This is a genomic window from Alteromonas sp. I10 (assembly GCF_003201515.1).
GTDB classification, from domain to species: Bacteria; Pseudomonadota; Gammaproteobacteria; order Enterobacterales; family Alteromonadaceae; genus Alteromonas; species Alteromonas macleodii.
In genome coordinates this window covers 361,896-386,350 of sequence record NZ_QJJN01000003.1, presented here as the reverse complement: position 1 = coordinate 386,350, position 24,455 = coordinate 361,896, and the positions used below count along the sequence as shown (strand labels likewise).

Genomic DNA, 24,455 nt, shown 5'->3' with positions numbered 1-24,455 from the left:
AGATGCAGCATAAGAAAAAGACCTTGTATCTGTTTATCATTGCACAATGCAGTGTGATGGGATTTTTTCTTTTGATACTGGTTTTGTCGCTGCTGCGTTTAAATGACGTGCGAAAAGTGCTTGACGATATCACCTCGTCTTCTATCCCCACTCTTAGCCAAGCTACTGAAATTACGCGTGAAGTTCAGCACTTAATTTCACTTACTGCGCGATTGACATCGTCTGAGAGCCAATCGTCTCGGCGTATCGTCAAAACCCAGTTGGATGAAACGATAGAGCGCTTGGATTCCTCCAATTTGAAGCTTGAGCAAGGAGACAAGTACTTAGCGACGCAGCTGAATGTACTTACATTAGAAATAGAAGAACTAAACGCATTAGTGCGTCAGCGGATTGATGTCGAAAAAGAAGTGCGGGTGGAAAGGGAAGTACTATTTACTTACTTAAACAATATTTTTGAAGACAATAAATCGCAGTATGTTGGTATTCAATCTTCTCAAACGCTGGTTCCTCTGATATTACAAATTGCCCAAATAAATCAGCAGTTCCAACTGCATGAGTTACGCAAGTTAGAGGACAATATTGAAGAAAGCATCGCTTCCTTGCGTGAGGCGACAACGCTCGACAAGCGCAGCAGCGAACTGGTAAGTGCGCTAGAGGAGGGGGTATTAGGTAAATGGGGCATGATTGATAAACAAGCTAATGTCATGCGCATTCGTGGACGTTCAAGAGGGCGAGGCAGTTTTGTTGAGCACTTGGCTGAAGAAGTCGCGTCAAATATTGAGTTTAGAGCATCTTCAATCACAAAAGACACCTCTTTTTACGCATTGTCTGCCAACCAAGCTGTGTCCAAACAAATAACCCTGTCATTGGCACTTTCATTAATTGTGATGATTATTTGTTGCGCCATCATCTTCTATATCTACAAACGTATTATTCTGCGTTTAATTGCTTTAACCAACTTGGTTGAAAAAAATAGTGAAGAAGTAGCAAGCTTCGAAGGCAGTGACGAGATATCTCGCCTGGCTAAAACCTTCGCACTGTATTTTGAGAGAGTGAAGAGCCAAGAAACCGAATTGATTCGTTTGTCACTTAGCGATCCGCTGACTAACATCCCAAACCGACGGGCATTTGAAATGGAAATGGAAAAGGTAATAGCGATGTCAAAACGGTATGACTGGCCGTTGACGGTAGTTATCTTGGATGTCGATAGTTTCAAACTTTACAATGACAATTATGGTCACCCTAAAGGGGATGAATGCCTGAAAGCCGTCGCTATTGGGCTTAATGAAGTCATTACCCGTAACACTGATTTTTGTGCTCGATACGGTGGTGAGGAGTTCGTAGCGATTTTGCCCAATACCGATGAGAAAGGCGCGAAGGTGAAAGCTGAAGAGATTCGAGATGCGATAGAATCATTAGGGATAGAGCACAGCAAGAGCACAGTTTCACCCGTAATTACCGCAAGTTTAGGCGTTGCAACGGTCAATTTCGTTAATCACCACAACTGGACGTTAACTTCGATCCTTAATACCGCTGATAAAGCTTTGTACGACGCCAAAACGGGCGGCCGGAATCGCTGCGTGTTTTCATCGCTGCCATGAGTATTTTTGTATAGTAAAAAGAGGCGGGTTTATGTCAATCCCCAAACTGGGCTATCTCTAATCTTTATTGAACAAAAAAACTTCAGTTTTATTTGTGTGAAACATCAATAAACTTCATTTCCTCTGCTATCTTTAATCAAAACCAACAAAAACTAGCTTATCGTTTCAGACAACTAACCGTATTTCAGTGTGATACGCCAGTGCCTATTTTGTCAGGGTGGCTTCGTTATGAGCTAAGTCGGCTGATAAATAATGCGTGAAACGAAGTTCATTAGGAGCGCAGGATGTTTTTCAAAAATAAAGAGTTGATAGCCGAAAACCAACGTTTGGAAAAGGAACTGGCGGCATATCAAACGGTTAAGGAAGAGCTTCGTGAAGAAATGTTGTACATTGAGTTGAATGCAGATGGACGTATACGTGCAATTAATGATCTATGTACTCAAGCAACAGGATTTAAGATTTCAGAGCTAGAAGGGAAGTCCCTTGAAAGCCTAATGGACCCGAAATCGCTTAAGAAATCGGACGTTCAAGATATGCTAGGCGCTGTTAAAAATCATCGTCATTGGCATGGCGCAGTTAGCTTCAATAATGCAAAAGGCCATGAGATTTGGGTAAGAGGAATCATACAGCCCATAGATGACGCCTATGGAAATGTGAAGTGTATTTCTTTCTATATGGCAGAGCAAACGCGCAATATTTCTTACAGTAATGAGCTTAGAGATATGATTGCCGCGCTTCATCGCTCTTCTGCTGTTATTGAGTTCAACCTTGATGGCACCATCATAAAAGCCAACGAAAACTTTTTGAAAGGCACGGGCTACAAGCTGGAGCAAATAGTTGGAAAGCATCATAGGATCTTTTGCACAGAGCAAGAGGCGAACTCGGAAGAATACAAACAGTTTTGGCGTGGGCTAGCGCAAGGACAGTTAGAATCTGGACGCTACAAACGCATTGATAGCCGAGGGAATGAAGTGTGGCTAGAAGCGTCATATAACCCCATCAGAAACGAAGATGGTCAGCTTTATAAAGTAGTGAAATTTGCAACGGTAATTACAGAGCAAATGAAGCGGGAGTTCGCCATTTCTGAAGCCGCCAACGTTGCATTCAATATTTCGCAAGAAACTGGAGAGCAAGCACGTAAGGGAAACCAAGTGCTCGATTCTACGGTTAAGGCGATGAACGAATTAACGAAACAGATGGGTAATGCGAGTGAAGGTATTAAGGACCTTGATGAGCAATCCCAAAAAGTTGCGGACTTGGTTAAAAGTATTAGCGGAATTGCCGACCAAACTAATTTATTGGCGCTTAACGCTGCTATTGAAGCTGCACGTGCAGGAGATCAAGGGCGTGGTTTCGCGGTAGTAGCCGATGAAGTCAGGCAGCTAGCGTCGCGAACCAGTAGCGCAACTGAAGAAATCGTAAACGTTGTCGTAGAAAACAGAAAGTTAACAGAAAATGCAGTTCAGTTAATTGAAGCGGGTCAGGAAAAAGCGCGCGAAGCCTTAGAGTATTCAACGCAGTCAGGCAAAGCAATGAGCGAAATCCAAAGCGGTGCCAATGAAGTGGTAAACGCTATCGGGCAATTTACTAAACGCCTCTAGAAAATTAGCGACACAATCAGACAGCTTTAGTCATTGGCCATATTTGTTCAACCTTGGTATCTGCTTTCGCGCACCAAGGTTGAACACCCCCCCTGTTTTGGTGCACCAAAACGAATTCATTCTCACTTTTCTCTTACCTTAATAGTGTAAATGTTCATAAATTTTAATGGCTTACATTTCTGGCACGATGGGTGCTAATTAATCCGTGCAACAACAACGTTGCTGTACAAAGCAACGGGTGCAAACACAAATGCGATGGCAGAGTGGAGTGCACAACACTTACCATAGGGTAAACAAATAGGATTCAGCGGAGAACGGTAAGGAAGCATCATCATCTCCGGCATTTATGGCAAGTGCATAATAATAAAAAATAAAGATGGTTTTATAAGCTAAAGCTTTTAATAAACCTCCCTTAAAGATGAGGTGTGTGAGCGGGAATTCCTGACTTACCATTAACAACTTGATGCGTTTGTAAGAACTCCGATATTACAAACACGGCAACGAAGCCCACCATGCTCGACGGTTAAACGTCGTACGCTGGTGGGTTTTTTTTTGGCTACGAGGAACACGTATGACTGGGTTAAAGACAACATCACTGCTAAAACGCTTTCGAACGGCGAGTGCTGGAGTATGTGCAGCACTTGCCGTCTCTGTAGCAAGTTTTTCTGCGAGTGTGGCAGCACAAGCGCCAGCGGTAGGCTGGCCTGAGAAGGAAGAACTTAAGTTTGGTTTTATCAAGCTCACTGATATGGCACCGCTTGCTGTGGCGTACGAAAAAGGCTTTTTTGAAGATGAGGGCCTCTACGTTACATTGGAAGCACAAGCTAACTGGAAAGTGCTGCTTGATCGCGTAATCGACGGCCAATTAGATGGCGCTCATATGCTGGCTGGCCAGCCCCTTGGTGCAACCATTGGCTTCGGCACGGAATCGCATGTGGTAACAGCGTTCAGTATGGACCTCAATGGTAATGGAATTACCGTTTCTAATGAAATTTGGGACAAAATGAAGGCCCATATTCCACAGGAAAATGGCAAGCCAGTTCATCCTATTAAAGCTGATTATTTAAAGCCAGTGGTTGATGAATACCGCAACGCTGGAAAGCCGTTCAACATGGGAATGGTATTTCCAGTTTCTACACACAACTACGAGTTACGCTATTGGCTTGCGGCAGGTGGAATTCACCCTGGATATTATGCGCCGCATAAAGGCGATACTGCGGGCCAAATAGACGCTCAGGCACTGCTGTCAGTCACCCCTCCACCGCAAATGCCAGCGACGATGGAAGCCGGCACCATCTATGGCTACTGCGTAGGCGAGCCATGGAATCAACAGGCAGTGTTTAAAGGTATTGGTGTACCTGTGATCACCGACTACGAAATTTGGAAAAATAACCCTGAAAAAGTGTTCGGCGTAAGCCAGGGCTGGGCTGACAAATATCCTAATACGCACATTCGCGTGGTTAAAGCCCTAATTCGAGCGGCAATGTGGCTGGATGAAAACGACAATGCTAACCGTCCTGAAGCGGTAAAGATTCTTGCTAAAAGTAACTACGTAGGTGCAGATGAAGACGTACTGGCTAACAGCATGACAGGCACTTTCGAATACGAAAAAGGTGACAAGCGCGACGTGCCTGATTTTAATGTGTTCTTCCGCTACAACGCCACTTACCCATACTACAGTGATGCTATTTGGTACCTCACACAAATGCGCCGCTGGGGTCAAATTTCAGAGGCTAAGTCTGACGATTGGTATAAAGAGACAGCCAAAAAAGTTTATAAACCAGAGGTCTATGCTCAGGCTGCTAAAGCGTTGATTGCCGAAGGTAAAGCTAAGGCGTCTGACTTTCCAGAGTTTGGGACGGAAACGGGCTACAAGCCGCCTCAGAGCGAATTCATTGATGGCGTGACGTTTGACGGAAGCAAGCCTAACGCTTACTTAGAGCAATTTAAGATTGGTCTGAAGGGTGACACTGTACTGTAAGTGTCTGATTTAATGGCCCTGCCTTCAGTTCTAACTAGGGCGGGGCATAAACAGCGCAAAAGCGCACATCAAGTGTCAGGAGCAAGCAATGAGCAAGATGACAACCATTCTTCGCCTTCCATCGTCGCCGTCAAACGCCAACTCTTTGTTGAGCCGTTTATATCAATCCACGCCTGCGTTGCTGCTGCCTGTTATTGGCTTGCTGATGTTTTTGGCCATTTGGAATGGTGTAGCAAAAAGTATCGACACGTCGCTGGGGCAGTTCCCAGGGCCTGCACAAGTTTTTGAGCAAGCCGGTGCGTTAATTGACGAACATATTGCACAGCGTGAAAAAGCGGACGCTTTCTATCAACGTCAAGAAGCAAGAAATGCAGCGCGTGTAGCGCAGGACCCTACTTATCAGCCAAAAATTAGAGAATTCACCGGTGCGCCAACCTTCTTTGATCAGATATGGACAAGCCTTTACACCGTTATGGTTGGATTCTTAATTGCATCAGTCGTGGCGGTTCCCGTGGGTATATTATGTGGTCTAAGTAAATCTGCTTACACCGCAATAAATCCACTTATCCAGTTATTTAAGCCAGTGTCTCCATTGGCATGGCTGCCGCTGGTGACTATGGTGGTAAGTGCCCTCTATGTCAGCGATGATCCGGCCTTTTCTAAATCATTCGTGACCTCTGCCTTTACGGTTTCGCTTTGTTGTTTATGGCCAACCCTTATTAACACCGCAGTAGGCGTATCAAATATTGATAAGGACCTAATCAACGTAAGTAAGGTATTGCGCCTTACGCCGTTTGCTCATCTCACCAAAATAGTACTTCCATCTTCTATCCCCATGATTTTTACAGGACTTAGATTGTCGCTTGGTATTGGCTGGATGGTACTGATTGCGGCAGAAATGCTTGCCCAAAACCCAGGTCTAGGAAAGTTTGTGTGGGATGAATTCCAAAACGGAAGTTCGGAGTCGCTAGCCAGGATCATGGTAGCAGTGCTCACCATTGGCGCTATTGGCTTTGTACTAGACCGCCTAATGTTATCGATTCAGCGCGCTGTAAGCTGGGACAAGTCGAGCGTACTACGCTAATTTTGAGGAGAATTTTATGCACACTAAACACTTAGAGTTAGAGCAGGTGGGTATCGACTTCCCCACACCGAAGGGGCCATTTACTGCGCTTCAAGATGTAAATCTTAAAATCAGCAAAGGTGAATTTGTGTCGTTAATTGGCCATTCGGGCTGCGGTAAATCAACGGTGCTGAATATCGTCGCAGGTTTGCACCAAGCTACTACCGGCGGCGTAATTTTAGATGGCGCAGAAGTGAAGCAGCCTGGACCTGAACGCGCAGTAGTCTTTCAAAACCATTCTTTATTACCTTGGCTTACGGTATACAAGAATGTTGAGCTAGCCGTAAAATCGACCATGCGAGGCAAGAGTAAAAACGAGATGCGTGACTGGATCATGCACAACCTAGAGCTTGTGCACATGACCCACGCCCTTGATAAATTACCCAGTGAAATATCAGGTGGTATGAAACAGCGAGTGGGCATTGCACGAGCGTTGGCAATGGAGCCAAAAGTGCTGCTAATGGATGAACCGTTCGGTGCGCTAGACGCCCTAACTCGCGCTCATCTTCAAGACTCACTAATGGAAATTCATGCTGATTTGGGTAACACGGTTATCATGATTACTCATGATGTGGATGAAGCGGTATTGCTATCAGACCGTATTGTTATGATGAATAACGGCCCGGCAGCCACCATTGGCGAAATTCTTGATATTGAGTTGCCGCGTCCGCGAGATAGATTAGCACTTGCAGATAACAAGCAGTACAACCACTACAGACATGAAGTCTTAACTTTCCTTTACGACAAACAAAAGAAGGTTGAAACCGTTTCGTCACGCGCCAACCAAGCGCCTACAACTAACAAACATTCACAACAGCTAGCAAAACCCAGCGGGGTGTCATCTGAAAAAAAAGACGCTAAGAAGTCAGATGCCGCCTAGCTTTATCGGCACCTGACTAGGGCGGAAGCCTTTTCCGCCAACTAACCAAAACCATCACTTTTAACCAGCATTCTACTGCTGGCTGGGTAAGTGTTGACTAATAAAAATCGATACCGATAGGGAATACACATGAACACGTTAAAAAACTTTGGCATTAAGATGCTAACAGCATCTGTTTTGACAGTATTAGGTGGAAGCGTAATGGCCGCTGACATTCACAGCGCATTAAGCGATTCAAAGGCATGGGCGGATCTGAATTTACGCTACGAAGCTGTTGATCAAGACAATGCGTTAGAAGACGCAAGTGCACTGACTTTGCGTACGCGTCTAGGGTTTAGTTCGGGTAGCGTTAATGGTTTCTCATTTACCGCTGAGGTTGAAGATAGTCGTATTGTACTTGGGCAAGATGAGTTTACTGTGGGGCCTACTGGCTTTAACGTAGGTGAGTATTCGGTCATTGCCGATCCTGAAACTACCGAAGTTGATCAAGCTTTTATTCAGTATAAGGCGGATAACTTTACCGCCAGAGTAGGGCGACAAGTGATTACGTTGGATGACCATCGATTTGTTGGCCACGTTGGCTGGCGACAAGACCGCCAGACCTTTGATGCCGTAAGCACTAAATATGCGGCAACAGACAATTTAGAGCTGTTCTATAGCTATCTTTACAAACGCAACCGCATTTTTGCTGAGGCGGCAGATTTAGATTCTAAAGATCATATTCTTCATGCTTCTTATACATCTAAAATTGGCAAGTTTGTGGCCTACGCTTACCTTTTAGAGGTGGACAACGACACGGATAACGCGTTGGACACGTATGGCGTGAGCTACGATGGAAAGATGAAAGGTGAGAGCGTGAGTTGGGCTTACGGTGGTGAGTTTGCCACGCAATCAAGCGAAGCTGGCGCGGGCGAAACGGCCACCGACTTTGACGCCTCTTATTTAAATGCGTATGTCGCAGCCACGTTTTCTGGCGTGACGGCTAAGGTCGATTACGAAATACTAGGTTCTGACGATGGGTTGTACGGGTTTGCAACGCCGCTAGCTACGCTGCACAAATTCAACGGTTGGACTGATCAGTTCTTGGGCACGCCAGCACAGGGCTTAAAAGATCTTAAGTTATCTCTATCAGGTGGGCTAGCCGGTGGTAAATGGCTTTTGGCTTACCACGATTTCAGCGCTGACGACAGCAGTAACGGTGCTGACGACTTAGGCAGCGAAATTAATGTACAGTATACGAAGAAGTTTGCAGGTAAGTACAATTTTGGCATTAAGTATGGTACTTACGATGCGGGAGATATAAAGGTGGATACCAATCGCTTCTGGATGTGGATTGGTACACGCTTCTAATTGCAATCCACTATTACAACGTTATGTTGTAATTAATACTACAGGTCTGGCTGAGTCGTTACTGACTTAGCCAGCCTTTTTCAACGGCCACATCAAGCTGCTGCATAACGTAGTCCCATAAAGCCGGTGCGCAAGATTTAAGGTGAGCATTACGCTTCTCAATTTTCTCCCTTGCAATACCGTGACGCTTCCAGCTTCCTCCGTTGTCTTTCATATTTTGAAATACGGGAAGTACGCGGTCCATTGATTTTGCAAATTCTGCATCGGCGGTTTCAGCTGCTTCAAACTCAAGCCATAAATCGAGCATTTCACTACTAAGTGGACTCGGCAATAAACCAAAAATGCGCTTAGCGGCAGCTACTTCTTTCTCGGCTTGTGCGTCGTGATCTGTTTGATGATTGAAAGCAAACATGTCGCCAGCATCAATTTCCACAATATCGTGAATAAGGATCATGCGAATAACGCGGGTCACGTCTATAGGTTTAGCCGCATATTCGCTTAGCATATTTGCCATTAATGCAACATGCCAGCTGTGCTCTGCGGAGTTTTCCTGTCGATAGTTATCACAGGGGAGGGTGATCTGGCGCTTAACTGCTTTTAGCTGGTCAAGTTCACAGATAAAGTCAGCAAAGTCACTTACTGCATACATTGGGATGCTCCAAGGCGTAAAAATGGGCGCCTGAGCGCCCATTTAATTATTCAAGGTCTAACGAGTGTATTGGTTATTAGCCAAATTATTTTTGCTCAGATAGCCACACGATTAGGTCAGCGATGTCGTCGAAGGTCATGTCAGCAGTGAAAGTAGGCTGATATTTACCGTTGATAATAAAGCTTGGCACACCAGTTAGGTGCTCACGATACTCGTCAATTTGCTGTTGATTCTTGCGCACCATGCTATTTACGCCGAAGCTTTTGGCCATTTTGTCAAACTCTTCACCGTCTACTCCGTTCACAACGAAGATATTGCGAAGGTCTTTCAAGCCAGTGATAGATGCACGTTGCTTGTGGATATAGTTAAAAATAGCGCCGTTCATCGCGTCTTCTTGCTTCATAGCGCGCGCAATTAGCATGGCTTTAGTTGCATCGTCTTGAACTTCAGGTCCAGTAAAACGCATAAAGTTTACGTGCACCTTATTGAATTTCGTACCGTCGCTTTTCTTTTCTTTAATTTGCGCAACGATTGGTTCGAACTGGAAGCAGTGAGGGCACCAAAATGAGAAGTACTCAGTAATAACAGGCTTATCTGTGGCTTCTTTATCAAGCACAGTATAGTGCGTACCTTCTTTCCATTTAGACGCTGGCTCCTGAGCGCATGCTGTTAGTGGCAAAAGCATTGCCATGACAAACATTACTGCAAACTTTTTCATGGAATATAATCCTATGTTCAAAAAACTATTATCGATACCGAGATTATCACAGGCTTGTTCGCTTAACTAGGACCTGTTCTACTTCAATGCCTTACTACGCGATAAGCTCACTAAAAAACGCGATTCAAGGTTTAGGTAAATGCAGTATTTTATATACGCATGATGAACAGAGTCTGAATCATCAGGCCCTAACAGAAACTCAAAGAAAAAGGGCTATAACCATGTATAGCCCTTTATTGTTTGTTGATTTCACGTTGAGTTTTGCCTTTAAGCAATGCTCAACAGAAGGTTCATTAACGTTACATCACTTACATGCTGTAGTTAACTGAAAGTAGAGCGCGACGCTCTTGGCCAGCATAACCTACAATGTCTTCATAATCAGTATCAAATACATTGTCGACCTTCAACGAGACCTGCCACTGCTTATCTATTTGATAGCCTAAATTAACGGTTGCAAGCGTATAGGCTGACAGCGCCAGAGTCTGAGACGGTTCAGGGAAAGGAGGGAAGAAGGTGTCGTAATGACTCCCTGTGTAAGCTAGCTTGGTGTAAAAGCTGAACTTCTCCGTTCCAAAGTCAGTGTTGTAGGTTAATGAGCCTTGGTGACGGGCACGACGCAGTTCAGTGGTTGTTATACCATTGTCGGTTTGTTCCGCATCTAGATAACTATACGCTGCGGTAAAATCACCATAGCCACTGTCCCAGTTAATTTCTAGATCAATACCTTCTCGCGAGCTTTCACCGTCGATATTATCGGCACTATATGCACCCAAATCTGACACAAATACGAAGCCATTGATTTCATCTTCAAGGTCGGTAGTGTATGCGCTGATTTGTGCAGACAGTGATTTCCAGTTTGCCTTAACGCCTATTTCCCATTCTTCACTGGTTTCAGGTTCTAAGTTTGGGTTGCCGATGAAGCTTGCAGGGAAGTAGCCAAAGCGCTCGGTGAAGGTGGGTGTTTTAACAGCTTTACCATAGCTGGTAAAAACAGCGTAGTAATCGTTAAGCTGCCATGTAAGGCCACCGCGATAACTAACGGCATTGTCGAACTCACTGTTGTTGTCAAATCGTGCGCTTAGTGTTGCGGTTAGCGACTCGGTTAGCTGGCCATTTGTCTCGGCAAATACGCTATAAGTATTGTCGTGCTGCTTCTGGTTCGGATCGCCAAATGCAATTGGGCCGCGCTGGGTAAAAAGGCGCTGTAGGTATTCAACACCGCCAGCAAAATCCCAGTTATCCATGGTATAGAAACCTGTCCAGTTTAACTCTATGCGCTCACCAGTGGTACCGCCAGTGTCTGCACCTGACTCAGTGTTATCGTTATCGTCTTTGCGATAATGCGCACTTAGCGCTGAGCGATAACCTGTATTTTCCGGAGCAAATTCCCATCTTAATTTCGCGCTAATTTGTGAACCATCCGTCACGTTATCTGAGTCAGCAGGAAGGCCTGTCGTCACAAAATCAGTGCCGTCGTAATCGTTCTCGTACTGAACCGTGCGAAGGTTAGCTATTAACGTATGCTCCGACGTTGCGGCATAATTAATATTAATGCCAGCGGTCATGTTGTCGTAGCCATCATCTTCGTTACCAACACGAGATACGTTGTCACCGTCGGTACGTATGTAGCTGGCGTATGCAGAAATACCTACGTTATCGCTTTGCGAGCGCGCGTTCATGCTGCCCTGCAACGTACCTTGTGTGCCAACGCCAGCAGAGAAGTCTACGTGTGACGCATTATCGGCAAACTGGCCTGATTTCGTAGTAATGCTCAATACACCACCGATAGCGCCGCTGCCCCATCTTGCGCTCTGCGGGCCTCGAAGAAGTTCTATGCGCACCACGTTTGCGCTAGTTAAGTGAGCAAGGTCAACCAGACTTCCTTGGCCTACGTCGTTGGCAACAACGCCATCAATTAAAACAAGTAGATGGTTGGTTTCACCGCCGCGCACGCGCAGCTCTGTTAAGCCACCAGGACTGCCTGACTGAGACAAGCTAACGCCAGGTAGGCCGCGAATTAGATCGGTAAGTTGAAGTGCGCCCGAAGCTTTAATGTCGCTTTCAGTTAGCACCGATACTGAACCAGGAAGTTTGGTTAGCGAAATAGGCAAACGCGTGCCTGTTACTGTTAAAGTTTCAATATCTTGGTCAGAAGTTTGAGCAAAGGCAGGTGTGCTTAAGCACGAAATAACTGCAGCGCTAAGGGCTGCTTTAGTAAAATGTGTACGCATGGTTTTTATGTTGTCTTTGATGCGCTCCACCCGAGCACATGATTAGGGAAAGTGCACGCATTGCTTAATTATGGATGTGAGCAAGCAAACGACACCATGAAGTACAGGCCGGTATCCGGGCTTACTCACCATTACTAAAAATGTAATAGCTCTTTTGCCTTCCCATCTAATGGCGTTTAATACGTAACGCATAAAAGACAGTGGCGTATGAAAAGAAAACGACAACGCGTTGAGTTTACCGTTGCGGGGGCAGCATCAGTTTTTCACTGATTTCCCGTTTAACCCTTGTCGCCGTAGTTAATATAGAGCTAGACAAGAGCACCTACACACTGTCGATTATATCTAAGTTAAAAAGTGATAGCGAATACGGTTTCTTATACCTTACGCTTTTTCGTAACCGCCATAAGATTATCGGCAACGGTCATCGAAAAAGCGTTTTTTCAGCAGTAAAGGGGCTGGCTCAATATCCTAATTTCAGTGGAGGCTCTTGAAGGGCCGATAGCTGTTCTTTCAGAGCAAGTATTTGGCCTTCCCAGTATTTGTCTTCAGCAAACCAAGGAAATGCCCGCGGAAAAGCAGGGTCTTCCCAGCGTCGTGAAAGCCATGCCATGTAATGCACCATTCGCATAGCGCGGAGGGGCTCAATAAGTGGCAACTGTGCAGTGTCAAACGGGTGAAACTCCTCGTATGCTTCAACCAAAGTATCGAGCTGCAATAGTTGTTGTTGGCGGTCGCCGCTTAGCATCATCCACAAATCTTGGATAGCAGGGCCCATGCGGCAATCATCTAAATCAACGAAGGTAGGGCCATCGCGCCACAGTATATTGCCTGGGTGGCAGTCACCGTGAAGCCGAATACTCGATGTTGGCTTATACGCTTTTTTCGTGGCATCAATAACGGGGTTAAGTATGGCAAAAAATGCTGTCTTTAGATGCTCTGGCAGCAGTGTGCTTTGCATAAGCACCTGCTTCGGTTCATCGAGGTAACTTTCAATATCAATCGAGGGACGATGTGCAAACCCTTTAGCATGGGCCACGCGGTGAATACGGCCAATGAAACGCCCCATCCATTCGAGTTGATCAAGGTTGTCACTTTCGAATTGTCTACCGCCCACCGAAGGAAATAACGCAAATCGATAGTCAGTTTCGGCCACGGTGTGGTGATGCAGCGTGCTGCCATTGAGAGAAATGGGCGCAGCCAATGGAATTTCGTTATCGATTAGCTCTGCAGCAAACGCGTGTTCTTCAAGAACTTGAGCGTCGGTCCATCGACCTGGGCGATAGAATTTTGCTACATAGCGCTGACCGTCTTCAGCCAAAAACTGATAGACGCGGTTTTCATAACTATTTAGTGCTAGCAAACCGCTTTGAAGAAAAATGCCCTGACTTTCCAGGGCATCTAATATGGTGTCTGGGCTAAGCCCAGAGAATGAAAAATCTGTCATCGATAAAGGAACTTAGTTGGCTCATCAACGGTAACCGTTTCCCCATCAATAGTGGTGGTTACACTGATAAAAATATCGGTAACCGTATCTTCCAGATTATAGGCGTCAGTTGCAACTGAAATTGGCGTGCTATACACCGCACCGCCTTCAACTGTTACAGTTTGCTCACCAATGTACTTGTAGTCAGGCAAACCTTTTACAGCAATAGAGTAGGTTTGGGTTTGCTGAGTTTTGTTAAGTACTTTTATTGTATAAACGTTCTCAATTAGCCCTTCATTCGTTTCGCGGTATAGCGAGTTTCTGTCGCGGATAATGTCAACTTCGGTTGGGCTGCGCATCCAAATATTGGCAAACAGCAAGCCTATCATCACCACTAAAACTACAAAGTAACCAATTAACTTTGGACGTAAAATATGAGTCTTACCGCCAGCTAGTTCTTCTTCAGAGGTAAAGCTTATCAGGCCTTTAGGATAACCCATTTTATCCATAACACCGTTACACGCATCAACACAGGCGCCGCAGTTGATGCATTCGTATTGTAAGCCATTTCGAATATCGATACCGGTTGGGCATACCTGAACACACAGGTTGCAGTCTATACAGTCGCCTAACCCTTTTTCTTTTACTTGCTCGTGACTAAGTTTGCGTGGTCGCGGGCCGCGTTGCTCTCCACGCTTTGCATCGTACGATACAGTAAACGTGTCTTTGTCGAACATGGCAGACTGAAAACGCGCATACGGGCATATGTGCGTGCACATGATTTCGCGCATGTAGCCAGCGTTTCCGTACGTACATACGGCAAAGAAAATAACCGATAAACCTGCCCAGAAGCTGGTGTTAAATGTTACAAAATCGATAAACAGTTCATCAATTGGCGTAAAGTAGCCAACGAAGGTTAAAGCCGTTAACAGCGCTACCAATACCCAAGCGGTGTGCTTAGCTGTTTTACGCAAAAATTTATCTGCATCCATTTTGCGTGCATCTAGCGCTATACGCTTGTTGCGCGGGCCTTCGAATTTCTCTTCGAACCACGTATAAATGTATACCCACGTTGTTTGAGGACACATAAATCCACACCACACTCGACCAGCGAAAGTGGTGACGAAGAACAGCGCAAAGGCGGAAACAATAAATATATAGGCCAGTAAAGTGAGATCTTGAGGCCATAAGGTTAGAGAGAATATAGTAAATCGCTGCTCACCAATATCGAGTAGCACGGCTTGATGCCCGTTGTACTGAATCCATGGAATGATGGCAAAGAGGCCCAAAAAGAAAAGGCCAAACATGCGTCTAAACGTCTCCAGAGGGCCTTGTACAGCCCGCACATAAATACGGCTACGAGAGTCGTGGCGTTTACCCTCAGGTCCACCTTTGGGTTTATGTACTTTTACCGGTGTAACGGTCTTTACCGGTATTTGTTCATTCATAGCTTAACCTTATGTGACGTAACGAACTGCCTGTGCAGTATAACTGCGTTCAAAACGTCATATTTAATGTAGATCAATAATGCGGCGTATGGTGTATCTTTTTAAAGTTTCAGTCAATACTGAAACTTCAGAACATAAGTCGTTTTTTGTTTTGATTTCCTCAGTCTATGTAACTTTGTAAATAGTTAAATACAGCTACGTGAATAATGAGGATTAATATAACGGCCAGATGCCATTTGATGCCCAACATCGACGATTAGGCTTTACCTACTATACATGAGTATAGTTTGCTGTATTTACAGGTAAACCGATATGACCCTATTATCGTCGATAATAATGTGGTCAATTACCGTTTGAATCGTGTACAGTGAGCATTGTGAAAGTGTAAATTGGCAAAGTGTAGTTGAGCACATAGTGAGAAAGGTGCTAAAAAATTGGCGCTATTTGTAGTAAACGTCTGTCAAAGTTAGCTGAGAAGTCATGTTAAGGTTCTTTATCATCGCTGCTGAAATTATTGTTTTGGTAATTGTGCTGCGGTCTCCTTTTGTTCAGTATCTCTTTGAAGATATCCAGAACTCGCTTTCTGAATGGCTAGTTTCAATTGCCACCTTACCGGAGCGAGAAGAACTGCGTAGTTTACAAGATAAAATTAATATCCAGCTGAGTCCCTTAAAGCCTTACCAGCAAACATATGTTCAGCAAATCACCGCTGATAGCGCAAGCGTTAAACGTTTTTATCACACCTATTGTGAAAAGGACGATATAAACCCCAACTTTACGGGAACTAAACGCGTTCAACTATGCCTAATCATTAAACAGTCGTCAGTTATGCAAGTAGCAAAGCGAGACTAGCCAATTTTAACAAGGCTGGTTAAATGTAAAGCTGATATAAAAGCCGACAATTGCTGCATGCTAAGCTTTCTCTAAATGTCTTGCTAACTCATAGTTTAAACGACTGAATTTAGGAGCATAAAAGTGAATAAATTACGTACTTTTTCTTATTTAGGTTGTGCCACTGCGGTTGGACTTCTTGCTGTTTTCGCTCCCACCCAGGCGGCAGAAGTAAAGATTACTTGGGAAGAACCTGAAACATATAGCGATGTTAAGCCTACTAATGAGTCACGCAAACGGTTTCGCGAACGAACATTAGAAGATCTGGAACAGCACATTGTTGAGTTAGCTAGTGATTTACCTGAATCTCAAGTGCTGTCTATGACCGTGACTAATGTGGACTTAGCGGGGCAAGTATGGCCTAGTCAGTTCGTCGGGTTTGGCACTGGTGGTGGGAGTGACGTTCGCATTATTAAGCGCATCGATATTCCAAGAATGGCGTTTAGTTATTCTTTGACCAATGCCGAAGGACAAGTCATTTTAAGCGGCGAAGATGTAAAACTCAAAGACATGGACTTTATGGAATCGACAATCCGCCGTAATAGGACCGAGTCGTTAACCTACGAAAAAGCCATGTTGAATGATTGGTTTGCAGACACGTTTTCGACACAGGTAGCGGCAAACAACTAGTACCGCGTGATAACTATTAAACTTAAAAAGGTCACTATATGTGACCTTTTTTAGTTTTTAAGCCCATATGTTATGGGCGTAAAGCATGCGCTAATTACAGATAATCAAACTCATTACCTGATATTGCAAGGGTGCTTTCAGGGCCAGCTTTATAAGCGGCTTTGTGCGCATCGCGACGTACTAAGATACGTTCCATGTAGAAGTCACGTGTCTTCATCTTAGACGCTGCAAGTACCGCATTACCTGATGTCTGCGCTTTGTCTGCCATGCTGTACCACAGTACACCAATCAAGGAATAGGCGCTGTATGCTAAGTAATCACAAGCAGCTGCAGCAGCGGTGGTGGCATCCATACCTAAGCAATCGGCTGAAGATGCACGCCAGTCATCAAGAATTCCTTGAGCCAGACCCTTCGCCTCACTGTCTTGAATGTCGCTGACCAAAGCGTTAAACGCATTATAGGTCGCTTCCATCATTTGACCGCCATCTCGGGTAAGCTTACGACCAATAAGGTCTAGCGCCTGAATACCGTTGGTGCCTTCATATAACATAGCAATGCGCACGTCGCGCATAAGTTGTTCCATACCCCATTCACGAATAAAGCCGTGACCACCAAATACTTGTACACCTAGGCTGGTGATCTCAAGGCCCATATCCGTCATAAAAGCTTTGCAGATTGGGGTTAAAAACTGAAGGATCTTGTCGGCATCTTCTTTTTCTTGACCTTCACCAAGCTTCTCAACGTCCATAAACTTGGCATAGAAAAGTGAAAGTGCACGGCAGCCTTCAATCAGTGATTTCTGCGTAAGTAACATACGCGCTACGTCAGGTTGAAAGACGATCGGGTCTGCTTTGCCTTCTGGATTTTGAATACCCTGAGGTGCGCGAGACTGCACGCGTTCGCGGGCATAGGTCAGCGCGCCTTGGTAAGAGGCTTCTGCCGCCCCTAAACCTTGCAGACCTACTTGGAAGCGTGCATCGTTCATCATAGTGAACATACATGCTAGGCCTTGGTTTTCTTCACCAACAAGGTAACCGGTTGCACCGTCAAAATTCATCACACAAGTCGGGCTCGCTTTGATCCCCATTTTGTGTTCGATGCTTCCCACTGACAAGCTGTTCGCCTCGCCAGGCTCATTGCTAGCATCTGGAAGGAACTTGGGCACTAAGAATAAGCTGATGCCTTTAACGCCTTTGGGAGCATCAGGCAGACGAGCTAGAACAAGGTGAATAACGTTCGAGCTCCAATCATGATCGCCTGCGGTAATAAAAATCTTATTACCGGTGACTTTATAGCTGCCGTCGCCTTGTGGCTCAGCTTTGGTACTAAGCAAGCTCAAATCTGTTCCTGCGTGAGGTTCGGTCAGGTTCATGGTACCTGTCCACTCACCGCTGATTAGCTTAGCAAGGTAGATATCTTTTAATTCTTTACTGGCGTGCTTAGTAACCGCAAGTGTGGCGCTTTCAGTAAGCATGGTGGTTAAACGCCAGCTTAAGTTCGCCGCGTTTAGCATTTCGTGAACAGGCACAGCCATGGTGTACGGCAAGTCTTGCCCGTCGTACTCGGCAGTACCTAGCATTGCATTCCAGCCGTTAGCAACATATTCCTGATAGGCATCAGCGAAGCCTCTAGGCGTGGTAATGCTGCCGTCTTTTAGCGTACAGCCTTCTTCATCGCCTTCACGGTTAAGAGGGGCAACCACATCCAAAGCAAACTTTGCACCCTGTGCAATAATTTCGTTGGCAAGTTCGCTATCAAAGTCGCTGATACCGAGCTTTTCGTAGTGAGCATCAAGTCCAAGCCAGTCTTTTAACAAGAACTGAAAATCAGTCGTAGGGGCGTGGTACAGAGGCATGGATGACTCCTTTTTCAAACAAGTGTTTTAATTTTGTCTATTATAGTCACAAAAAGCGTAGTCCGAATAGTCCGTTAAAGGAAAGTTAATAATAAATTTGGATGATGTGGGTAATGACCTATGCGGACTGACATGAGAGAAACACATAGGTTTTCCAAGACTCGTTGACTTTAAATGTGCAGCAAAGGTCACACAGGCTCTGATGATGATGACTGACGTATTGATGTTAATATAGAAAAGCGAACTCAAGTGGTAAGCTCGCTTGCAATTCAAATTCTCACTGGCATGCTTAGCCTACATTGAAATAACCCGTTCACATACGCATAAGCAACACGGTACATAAAAACATGAATCCAGAAAGCGCGAAGAAAAACCTTAAACATAGCAGTGATGATGCGCAGATCCCGGTTTGCATTGTAACGGGGGGAAGCTTGGGTATCGGTTTTGCGGTATGCAAGCTGTTTAGTCAAAACGGTTATCAAGTCATTAATTTAGATATCAGAGACTTTGAGCAAGCGTTACCTAATGCTATCTGGAAGCCGTGTGATGTAAGTGTTGTGCGTAATATTGAAGCCGCGGTGAATGAGGTTATTAGTTCTTATCAACGCATAGACGCATTGGTGTGTAATGCCGGTATACATGTTTCAGCAACGATTGAAGACACTGATGAAGCGCTGCTTGATAAGGTACTAAACTTGAACGTAAAAGGGGCGTATGGCGCGATTAAGTCTTGCCTGCCAACCATGAAAGAGCAGGGCAGCGGCGCGATTGTGGTGATGGGCTCAGATCAGTCCTTTATTGGAAAGCGCAATTCGTTCGCCTACGGTGTCAGCAAAGGTGCATTGGCGTCTATGGCGAAAACCACCGCGCTTGACTACGCACCCTATAATATCCGCGTTAACGCGGTCTGCCCGGGTACTATCGAAACCCCTCTATTTCATAACGCCATTGATAATTATGTGGCACGTTCTGGGGCAGATAAAAATGAAGTGGTAGCTGAAGAAGCCGCTGCACAACCTATCGGACGTTTGGGCCAGCCCGAAGACGTAGCTGAATTGACTTATTTCCTATGCAGCAACAAAGCGTCGTTCATCACGGGTAGCTTGTATGCGGTGGATGGGGGCTACACAGCACAATAGAAAGAGCACAATAGATAGGGCTAAATAGAAAAGCAACGCGAAATGCCTTATCAGCAATAGCATAAACCAAGGTTTTATAAACAAAAATGAGCAAGCCTTCAATCACTTGGATAGACCCTCATATTCACTTCTTTGCCTTAAACGAAGGGCACTATAATTGGCTGAAACCAGCCAATGCCCCTTTTTGGCCAGATAAAAAAGCGATTGCAAAACATACTACAGAGCACATGCTCTATCGCGCGTCGTTAGGGCAGTTAGGCGGTTTTGTTCACATTGAAGCGGGTTACGATAATGAAAGACCCTGGCGTGAAATTGCGTTCTTGGAGCGTCATTGTACGATGCCATTCCGTTCAGTTGGGTGTATCGATTTAACGGGAAATAATGTCGGCAGTCATATCGATAAGCTAAAGCGGTACCACTCAATACGTGGGCTTCGTCACATATTAGATGACGATGCTAAAGTACTTTTACGCACCCCTAAAGTTAAATGGGGGCTTCATCATATGGCGTCGCAAGGCTTGTCTTTTGAAGCGCAGTTAAATCTTACAGATAGCAATGCTGTGCATGCGCTGCTAACGGTACTAGAACAAACGCCCTCGCTAAAAGTGGCTATAAACCATGCCGCAATAGCGCCGATTGATGTAAATAGCTTTGCGTTTAAAACATGGCGGCAGAATATTCGCGACTTGAATGAAACGCAGCAAGTTGTGTTTAAGTTCTCAGGATTAGAAATGCAAGATCGCCGTTGGCTGTGGCAGCGTGCGTCTTATATTTTTGAAACCTTGCTGGACACCGTTGGCACAGATCACATGATGTTTGCCAGCAACTTCCCGCTGTGTCAGTGGCGAATGCCGTATGCCGCGCTTTGGCATGGATTCATTGATATGACAACGCCGCTTTCTATAACTCAAAAAGCGGCACTGCTGTACGAAAATGCGAAGCGATGGTACGACATCGCATAAAGCTAGCTTACTTAAGCTGCTGAACTAGCCTAGGGTTTATTGCCTTCAATAAACCCGTTGGATTTTAGCTTTATTTAAGCGCAGTTACCGTCATGTGCGGCGAGCGATAAACCACCTCATCGTTAAGATCGATACCAATTCCCGGTGTGTCAGGCGCTTCAATGAAGCCGTTTACTGGCTGAGGATCTTGAATGCAAAGTTCACGGTTCCAGTCTTTAATAGCGTAGGTATGGTGCTCGTGAATTAAGAAGTTTGGAATGGCCGTTTCTAAATGTAGGCTTGCCGCTGTCGCTACAGGGCCTCCGCAAACGTGAGCCTGAATACGTACATCGTAAATGTCGGCATAGTCACACACCTTTTTCGCTTCGGTGAAACCACCACAAAGACCAACGTCAGGCTGAAGTACATCAATAGATTGGTCTTCAAGGTAAGGGCGTACATCCCAGCGGTGGTACAAGCGCTCACCGCCCGCAATAGGCACATTCACGTTCTTCGCTACTTTGTCGTGAAGCTTCGAATTAAGGTAATTCACTGGCTCTTCGTAATATAGACAGCCAATTTCTTCAACGATGTCACCCAGCTGGATAGCCGTTGATGCACCTAATAAGCTGTGACATTCAAAGATGATGTCGCCATCTTCGCCCATTGTGTCTCTAATCGCCTGAAGACGGGCTTTGAAAAGTTTAAGCTCGGGCTTAGTGAATAGTTTGGTTCTGTCGAAATGGGTGTTGCCGTCTTTATCGTAAACGATGGGGTCAACTTTAACCGCATCGTAACCATCTTTAAGTGCTTTTTCAGTGGCGCGAGCATAGTCAGCGGGGTCGTTAAGCTTGGTCACTTCTTTGTCCCAATCAAACTGTAGCTGGCTAGCGTAGCTACGGAGCTTGCCATTAGTTTTGCCACCCAGTAATTCGTAAACCGGCAAGCCAAGCGCTTTGCCTTTAATGTCCCAAAGTGCAGTATCAATGGCGCTCATCGCAGCATAAATAACCGGGCCGCCGCCTAATCCCCAAAAGCCCTCGCGCAGCATTCTCGACCACAGCAGTTCAGTGTGAAAAGGATTAAAGCCAATCAGCATGGCTTCGGCAATTTCTTTAATCATGTGTGCAGCGGCGCTGTGACCCCAATCATAAGCCAGTCCGGCTTCGCCCACACCGGTAATACCTTCGTCGGTGTAAACGCGAACGAAAACCGGGTTCCACTGAGGGCGCTTAGGGCATTCGATATCAAAAATTTCTACTTTGGTGACTTTCATAATGTATAAACAATTCCTGTTTGAAATAAGTTGGCGTTTAGCTGGCTAAGCTAAATTATTCGCAGAAGCCCGGGTCTAGTTTGTAAGCTTTGCGAAGCATGGCAGGCCATGCTTTTTGGCCGCCTGTTTCGCCGCTGTGAACCACATTAGCCTGTGCGTATATGCCATCAATAATGCTTTGCGGTATCTCGATAACCTCTTCATTAGACTGCATCAGGGCAAGCTGAATTTCGCACGCACGCTGCAAATCATAAAAGCGCATAAAGGCGTCGCCAACGGTGGGGCCAAGGGTTAGACCGCCGTGATTAGGCAAAAGCATGTGATTAGTGTCGCCAAGATCGTCCTGCAAACGTTTCTTTTCACTATCATCAACGGCTAAACCTTCGTAGCTGTGATAAGAAAGTGATGGTAGCGAAAACATTGAATACTGGCTCCAGGGCTTAAGCCCGCCTTTAACAGATGCGACTGAGATTGTGGCTAGTGTATGCAGGTGAATAACGCATTGGGCATCGTGACGCACTTCGTGGATAGCACTGTGAATGGTGAAGCCAGCGGGGTTTATGCCGTAAGGTGTATCGTCAAGGATGTTACCCTCTAAATCGACCTTAACCAGGTTAGAGGCGGTAACCTCGTCAAACGTCAGGCCAAAGGCGTTAACCAAGTAATGATCAGTGCCCGGTACCTTAGCTGAGATATGCGTGTAAATAAGGTCGCCCCATCGCATATCTGCCACTAACCGATAGCATGCTGCTAAATCGACACGAGTTTGCCATTCTTGTTCAGATACTTTGCCTTTGAGGCTTAAGGTTGGCAGTGAAAACAAGCCACTTCTCCTATTCTTTTCATGGTGACAATTTACCAATACCCGCAACAATGAACAATGCTTTGTCAGTGCTGCGTTATATCGAATTGGGTGTAGCCATCGCGCAAGGGAATAAGATCGTCAGCGAAACGCATTGCGTCGTGGTCAAGGGTAAAGGGGTCGGCTTTTACGAGTTTTTTTATCTCTAATTTGGCCCAAGGAGGCGCATCGAAGGCGTCTGGAAGGGTCTCAATACCGGCATCTAAATCACAACCAAATATAGCCAATCCATTAGGTGTGGTGGATAAATATTGGGTAACTTCAACATTGAACCCAGTTTCTTCCCACGTTTCTCTGTGTGCAGCACAGGCGACCGATTCATTTTCAAGCACCCCTCCACCAGGAAAATCCAATTTACCTGAAAGACGGTGTTCTACTAACAGTACCTTGTTATTTGTTTTGACTAGGCACGCGGCAGCAATCAAAGGGGCTGGACTGTTTTCTCCAACTTGGTTTTGTTGAGATAAAAGCCTATCGGAAACGCGACAAACCGGCGCGTTGGGTGAAGACTGTGAACATGCGAAAAGCGTTAAAACAGCGAATATAGCTGATAAGCGAAATAAGATGACCATCGATTTGGGTAAAATACTCTAGAAGCTGTTTGTGATTGTTTTAAAAATAATCAATATTAAATGACAGACTCTACGCAAAAATAACACAACTAACAATAATAACGCAGTACACAATCTTAACGTATAGCGGCGCTTGCGAAGAATCGTAAGCGGATTTTGTGTACTTGAGTATCCTAAACGGTTTGAAAAATACGTGATGGGATACTTTTTTACCTATAGGAAAGGTTATGTCTTCACGATTATCTTTATCGCCTTTGTTGCTTGGCGTAGTACTACTTGCAGGTGTTGTAGTGTATTTGAATATGCCCGAAGAAGAGAGCGCGAGTAATAGTAGCGTGCGGGCGACGCCGGTAAAAACAGCCTTGGTATCATCACAGGCATTCCCCATTACTATTGAGTCATTAGGTACTGCTACCGCCAACGAGTCGGTGAATATTACCGCACAAGTCACCGATACCGTAAAAACGATTAATTTTGAAGACGGCGATAAAGCCACCGAAGGCGAGTTACTGGTTCAGCTAAACAATACGGAAGAACGCGCCAGGGTAGAGGAACTTAAGGCGAATATTGATGAGGCCAAACGCCAGTTCACGCGAATTTCTGACTTGCGTCAGTCAAACGCTACCTCTGAACAACTTCTTGACGAGCAGCAAGCACGGGTTAAAGCCTTACAAGCTCAGCTAGATATTGCGCTAGCTCAGCTAAATGACTTGCAGATACGCGCGCCATTTAGCGGACTATTAGGTAATCGCGAAATCAGTATCGGCACTTTGGTGCAACCTGGTGACACTATCACTACTTTAGATGACATCAGTCTAATTAAGGTCGATTTCAGTATCGCTGAAAACCATCTTGCAAGCGTGGCTAAAGGGCAGGCATTAAGTGCATCCTCGGTGGCTTACCCCGGAGAAGAGTTTACAGGGAAAATCTCTAACATTGACACGCGACTCGACCCGATTAGCCGGTCTATTCGGGTACGTGCGACGATAGATAACCAAGATAATCGTCTACGCCCAGGTATGCTGCTTACCGTAATTGTTGAAAAGCGCGTGCTGAATACTTTGGTATTGCCGGAAAAGGCGCTGGTTCCCGTTCAAGACAAGCAGTATGTGTATGTTGTCAAAGATAACGTTGCACATCAAACCGAAGTGGTAATTGGTGAGCGTCGTCCCGGGCTGGTACAAATTGTTAGTGGGTTAAACGAAGGCGATGAGGTCATTACCGAAGGCACGCTTCGGGTACGCGACCAATCTCCGGTTAATGTGTTAAACCGCTAAGGGAGCA

The 24,455-nt window shown here is 45.4% G+C and carries 20 protein-coding genes and 1 riboswitch; of the genes, 11 read left to right on the top strand and 9 right to left on the bottom strand.

All coding sequences use genetic code 11. The features are described 5' to 3' along the window. Positions 1-2 precede the first annotated feature (2 nt). From BZA03_RS08510 to BZA03_RS08485, 6 genes are all read left to right on the top strand, one after another. The gene (locus BZA03_RS08510; protein WP_014948241.1) at positions 3-1,601 is read left to right on the top strand and encodes a GGDEF domain-containing protein; all 1,599 of its coding nucleotides are present in this window, start codon (positions 3-5) and stop codon (positions 1,599-1,601) included. A 284-nt stretch (positions 1,602-1,885) separates the two neighbouring features. Then, entirely contained in the window at positions 1,886-3,202 is a 1,317-nt protein-coding gene (locus BZA03_RS08505) for a methyl-accepting chemotaxis protein (RefSeq protein ID WP_075175961.1), read from the top strand. A 571-nt stretch (positions 3,203-3,773) separates the two neighbouring features. Beyond that, positions 3,774-5,183 carry a CmpA/NrtA family ABC transporter substrate-binding protein gene (locus BZA03_RS08500; protein ID WP_014948243.1) on the top strand — a complete coding sequence of 470 codons (1,410 nt, stop codon included), beginning with the start codon at positions 3,774-3,776 and terminating at the stop codon, positions 5,181-5,183. A gap of 88 nt (positions 5,184-5,271) precedes the next feature. Next, positions 5,272-6,267, top strand: a complete 996-nt coding sequence (locus BZA03_RS08495) for an ABC transporter permease (protein ID WP_014948244.1) — start codon at positions 5,272-5,274, stop codon at positions 6,265-6,267. 16 nt (positions 6,268-6,283) lie between these two features. Beyond that, entirely contained in the window at positions 6,284-7,186 is a 903-nt protein-coding gene (locus tag BZA03_RS08490) for an ABC transporter ATP-binding protein (protein ID WP_014975666.1), read from the top strand. 129 nt (positions 7,187-7,315) lie between these two features. Next, positions 7,316-8,536 carry an alginate export family protein gene (locus BZA03_RS08485; protein WP_110288511.1) on the top strand — a complete coding sequence of 407 codons (1,221 nt, stop codon included), beginning with the start codon at positions 7,316-7,318 and terminating at the stop codon, positions 8,534-8,536. A gap of 58 nt (positions 8,537-8,594) precedes the next feature. Here the strand turns inward: BZA03_RS08485 and BZA03_RS08480 are convergent, their stop codons facing one another. The 5 genes from BZA03_RS08480 to ccoG all read right to left on the bottom strand — a co-directional run bounded on the left by BZA03_RS08480 (position 8,595) and on the right by ccoG (position 15,005). Continuing rightward, positions 8,595-9,185, bottom strand: a complete 591-nt coding sequence (locus BZA03_RS08480; RefSeq protein ID WP_014948247.1) for an HD family hydrolase — start codon at positions 9,183-9,185, stop codon at positions 8,595-8,597. Between the two features lie 85 nt (positions 9,186-9,270). After that, positions 9,271-9,903, bottom strand: coding sequence for a thiol:disulfide interchange protein DsbA/DsbL (locus BZA03_RS08475; protein ID WP_014948248.1), 633 nt, complete (start codon positions 9,901-9,903; stop codon positions 9,271-9,273). A gap of 308 nt (positions 9,904-10,211) precedes the next feature. Next, positions 10,212-12,134: a TonB-dependent siderophore receptor gene (locus BZA03_RS08470; protein WP_258364611.1), complete on the bottom strand. Its 1,923-nt coding sequence runs from the start codon at positions 12,132-12,134 to the stop codon at positions 10,212-10,214. Between the two features lie 88 nt (positions 12,135-12,222). Continuing rightward, positions 12,223-12,475, bottom strand: a riboswitch (cobalamin riboswitch). A gap of 119 nt (positions 12,476-12,594) precedes the next feature. Next, entirely contained in the window at positions 12,595-13,578 is a 984-nt protein-coding gene (locus BZA03_RS08465; RefSeq protein WP_110288509.1) for a serine/threonine protein kinase, read from the bottom strand. Beyond that, entirely contained in the window at positions 13,575-15,005 is a 1,431-nt protein-coding gene (ccoG, locus tag BZA03_RS08460; RefSeq protein ID WP_014975671.1) for a cytochrome c oxidase accessory protein CcoG, read from the bottom strand. The genes BZA03_RS08465 and ccoG overlap by 4 nt, the downstream gene beginning before the upstream one ends. A gap of 480 nt (positions 15,006-15,485) precedes the next feature. Between ccoG and BZA03_RS08455 the strand changes: the two genes are divergently transcribed. Together BZA03_RS08455 and BZA03_RS08450 are read left to right on the top strand one after the other, a co-directional pair. Then, a complete protein-coding gene (locus BZA03_RS08455) occupies positions 15,486-15,857 on the top strand; it encodes a hypothetical protein (protein ID WP_014948251.1) in 372 nt (123 codons plus the stop codon). A gap of 123 nt (positions 15,858-15,980) precedes the next feature. Continuing rightward, positions 15,981-16,526: a DUF3016 domain-containing protein gene (locus BZA03_RS08450; RefSeq protein ID WP_014978309.1), complete on the top strand. Its 546-nt coding sequence runs from the start codon at positions 15,981-15,983 to the stop codon at positions 16,524-16,526. Positions 16,527-16,620: 94 nt separating this feature from the next. On the opposite strand, the gene BZA03_RS08445 is transcribed toward BZA03_RS08450, so the two are convergent. After that, positions 16,621-18,381, bottom strand: a complete 1,761-nt coding sequence (locus BZA03_RS08445) for an acyl-CoA dehydrogenase family protein (protein ID WP_110288508.1) — start codon at positions 18,379-18,381, stop codon at positions 16,621-16,623. 347 nt (positions 18,382-18,728) lie between these two features. Between BZA03_RS08445 and BZA03_RS08440 the strand changes: the two genes are divergently transcribed. Both BZA03_RS08440 and BZA03_RS08435 read left to right on the top strand, forming a co-directional pair. Further along, a complete protein-coding gene (locus tag BZA03_RS08440) occupies positions 18,729-19,520 on the top strand; it encodes an SDR family NAD(P)-dependent oxidoreductase (RefSeq protein WP_039224914.1) in 792 nt (263 codons plus the stop codon). Positions 19,521-19,606: 86 nt separating this feature from the next. After that, complete coding sequence (locus BZA03_RS08435) at positions 19,607-20,482, top strand: amidohydrolase (RefSeq protein WP_110288507.1); 876 nt, start codon at positions 19,607-19,609, stop codon at positions 20,480-20,482. Positions 20,483-20,552: 70 nt separating this feature from the next. On the opposite strand, the gene BZA03_RS08430 is transcribed toward BZA03_RS08435, so the two are convergent. The 3 genes from BZA03_RS08430 to BZA03_RS08420 all read right to left on the bottom strand — a co-directional run bounded on the left by BZA03_RS08430 (position 20,553) and on the right by BZA03_RS08420 (position 23,171). Further along, positions 20,553-21,737, bottom strand: a complete 1,185-nt coding sequence (locus tag BZA03_RS08430) for a mandelate racemase/muconate lactonizing enzyme family protein (RefSeq protein WP_014975676.1) — start codon at positions 21,735-21,737, stop codon at positions 20,553-20,555. 55 nt (positions 21,738-21,792) lie between these two features. Continuing rightward, positions 21,793-22,560: a class II aldolase/adducin family protein gene (locus BZA03_RS08425; protein WP_014948258.1), complete on the bottom strand. Its 768-nt coding sequence runs from the start codon at positions 22,558-22,560 to the stop codon at positions 21,793-21,795. 65 nt (positions 22,561-22,625) lie between these two features. Beyond that, positions 22,626-23,171: an NUDIX hydrolase gene (locus BZA03_RS08420; protein ID WP_110288506.1), complete on the bottom strand. Its 546-nt coding sequence runs from the start codon at positions 23,169-23,171 to the stop codon at positions 22,626-22,628. A 227-nt stretch (positions 23,172-23,398) separates the two neighbouring features. On the opposite strand from BZA03_RS08420, the gene BZA03_RS08415 reads away from it, so the two are divergent. Next, positions 23,399-24,448 carry an efflux RND transporter periplasmic adaptor subunit gene (locus BZA03_RS08415; protein ID WP_110288505.1) on the top strand — a complete coding sequence of 350 codons (1,050 nt, stop codon included), beginning with the start codon at positions 23,399-23,401 and terminating at the stop codon, positions 24,446-24,448. Positions 24,449-24,455 lie beyond the last annotated feature (7 nt).

Bases quoted from the DNA above. Each gene is read 5' to 3' on its own strand.
- BZA03_RS08510 (WP_014948241.1), top strand. From the start codon at position 3: ATGCAGCATAAGAAAAAGACCTTGTATCTGTTTATCATTGCACAATGC.
- BZA03_RS08505 (WP_075175961.1), top strand. From the start codon at position 1,886: ATGTTTTTCAAAAATAAAGAGTTGATAGCCGAAAACCAACGTTTGGAA.
- BZA03_RS08500 (WP_014948243.1), top strand. From the start codon at position 3,774: ATGACTGGGTTAAAGACAACATCACTGCTAAAACGCTTTCGAACGGCG.
- BZA03_RS08495 (WP_014948244.1), top strand. From the start codon at position 5,272: ATGAGCAAGATGACAACCATTCTTCGCCTTCCATCGTCGCCGTCAAAC.
- BZA03_RS08490 (WP_014975666.1), top strand. From the start codon at position 6,284: ATGCACACTAAACACTTAGAGTTAGAGCAGGTGGGTATCGACTTCCCC.
- BZA03_RS08485 (WP_110288511.1), top strand. From the start codon at position 7,316: ATGAACACGTTAAAAAACTTTGGCATTAAGATGCTAACAGCATCTGTT.
- BZA03_RS08480 (WP_014948247.1), bottom strand. From the start codon at position 9,185: ATGTATGCAGTAAGTGACTTTGCTGACTTTATCTGTGAACTTGACCAG.
- BZA03_RS08475 (WP_014948248.1), bottom strand. From the start codon at position 9,903: ATGAAAAAGTTTGCAGTAATGTTTGTCATGGCAATGCTTTTGCCACTA.
- BZA03_RS08470 (WP_258364611.1), bottom strand. From the start codon at position 12,134: ATGCGTACACATTTTACTAAAGCAGCCCTTAGCGCTGCAGTTATTTCG.
- BZA03_RS08465 (WP_110288509.1), bottom strand. From the start codon at position 13,578: ATGACAGATTTTTCATTCTCTGGGCTTAGCCCAGACACCATATTAGAT.
- ccoG (WP_014975671.1), bottom strand. From the start codon at position 15,005: ATGAATGAACAAATACCGGTAAAGACCGTTACACCGGTAAAAGTACAT.
- BZA03_RS08455 (WP_014948251.1), top strand. From the start codon at position 15,486: ATGTTAAGGTTCTTTATCATCGCTGCTGAAATTATTGTTTTGGTAATT.
- BZA03_RS08445 (WP_110288508.1), bottom strand. From the start codon at position 18,381: ATGCCTCTGTACCACGCCCCTACGACTGATTTTCAGTTCTTGTTAAAA.
- BZA03_RS08440 (WP_039224914.1), top strand. From the start codon at position 18,729: ATGAATCCAGAAAGCGCGAAGAAAAACCTTAAACATAGCAGTGATGAT.
- BZA03_RS08435 (WP_110288507.1), top strand. From the start codon at position 19,607: ATGAGCAAGCCTTCAATCACTTGGATAGACCCTCATATTCACTTCTTT.
- BZA03_RS08430 (WP_014975676.1), bottom strand. From the start codon at position 21,737: ATGAAAGTCACCAAAGTAGAAATTTTTGATATCGAATGCCCTAAGCGC.
- BZA03_RS08420 (WP_110288506.1), bottom strand. From the start codon at position 23,171: ATGGTCATCTTATTTCGCTTATCAGCTATATTCGCTGTTTTAACGCTT.
- BZA03_RS08415 (WP_110288505.1), top strand. From the start codon at position 23,399: ATGTCTTCACGATTATCTTTATCGCCTTTGTTGCTTGGCGTAGTACTA.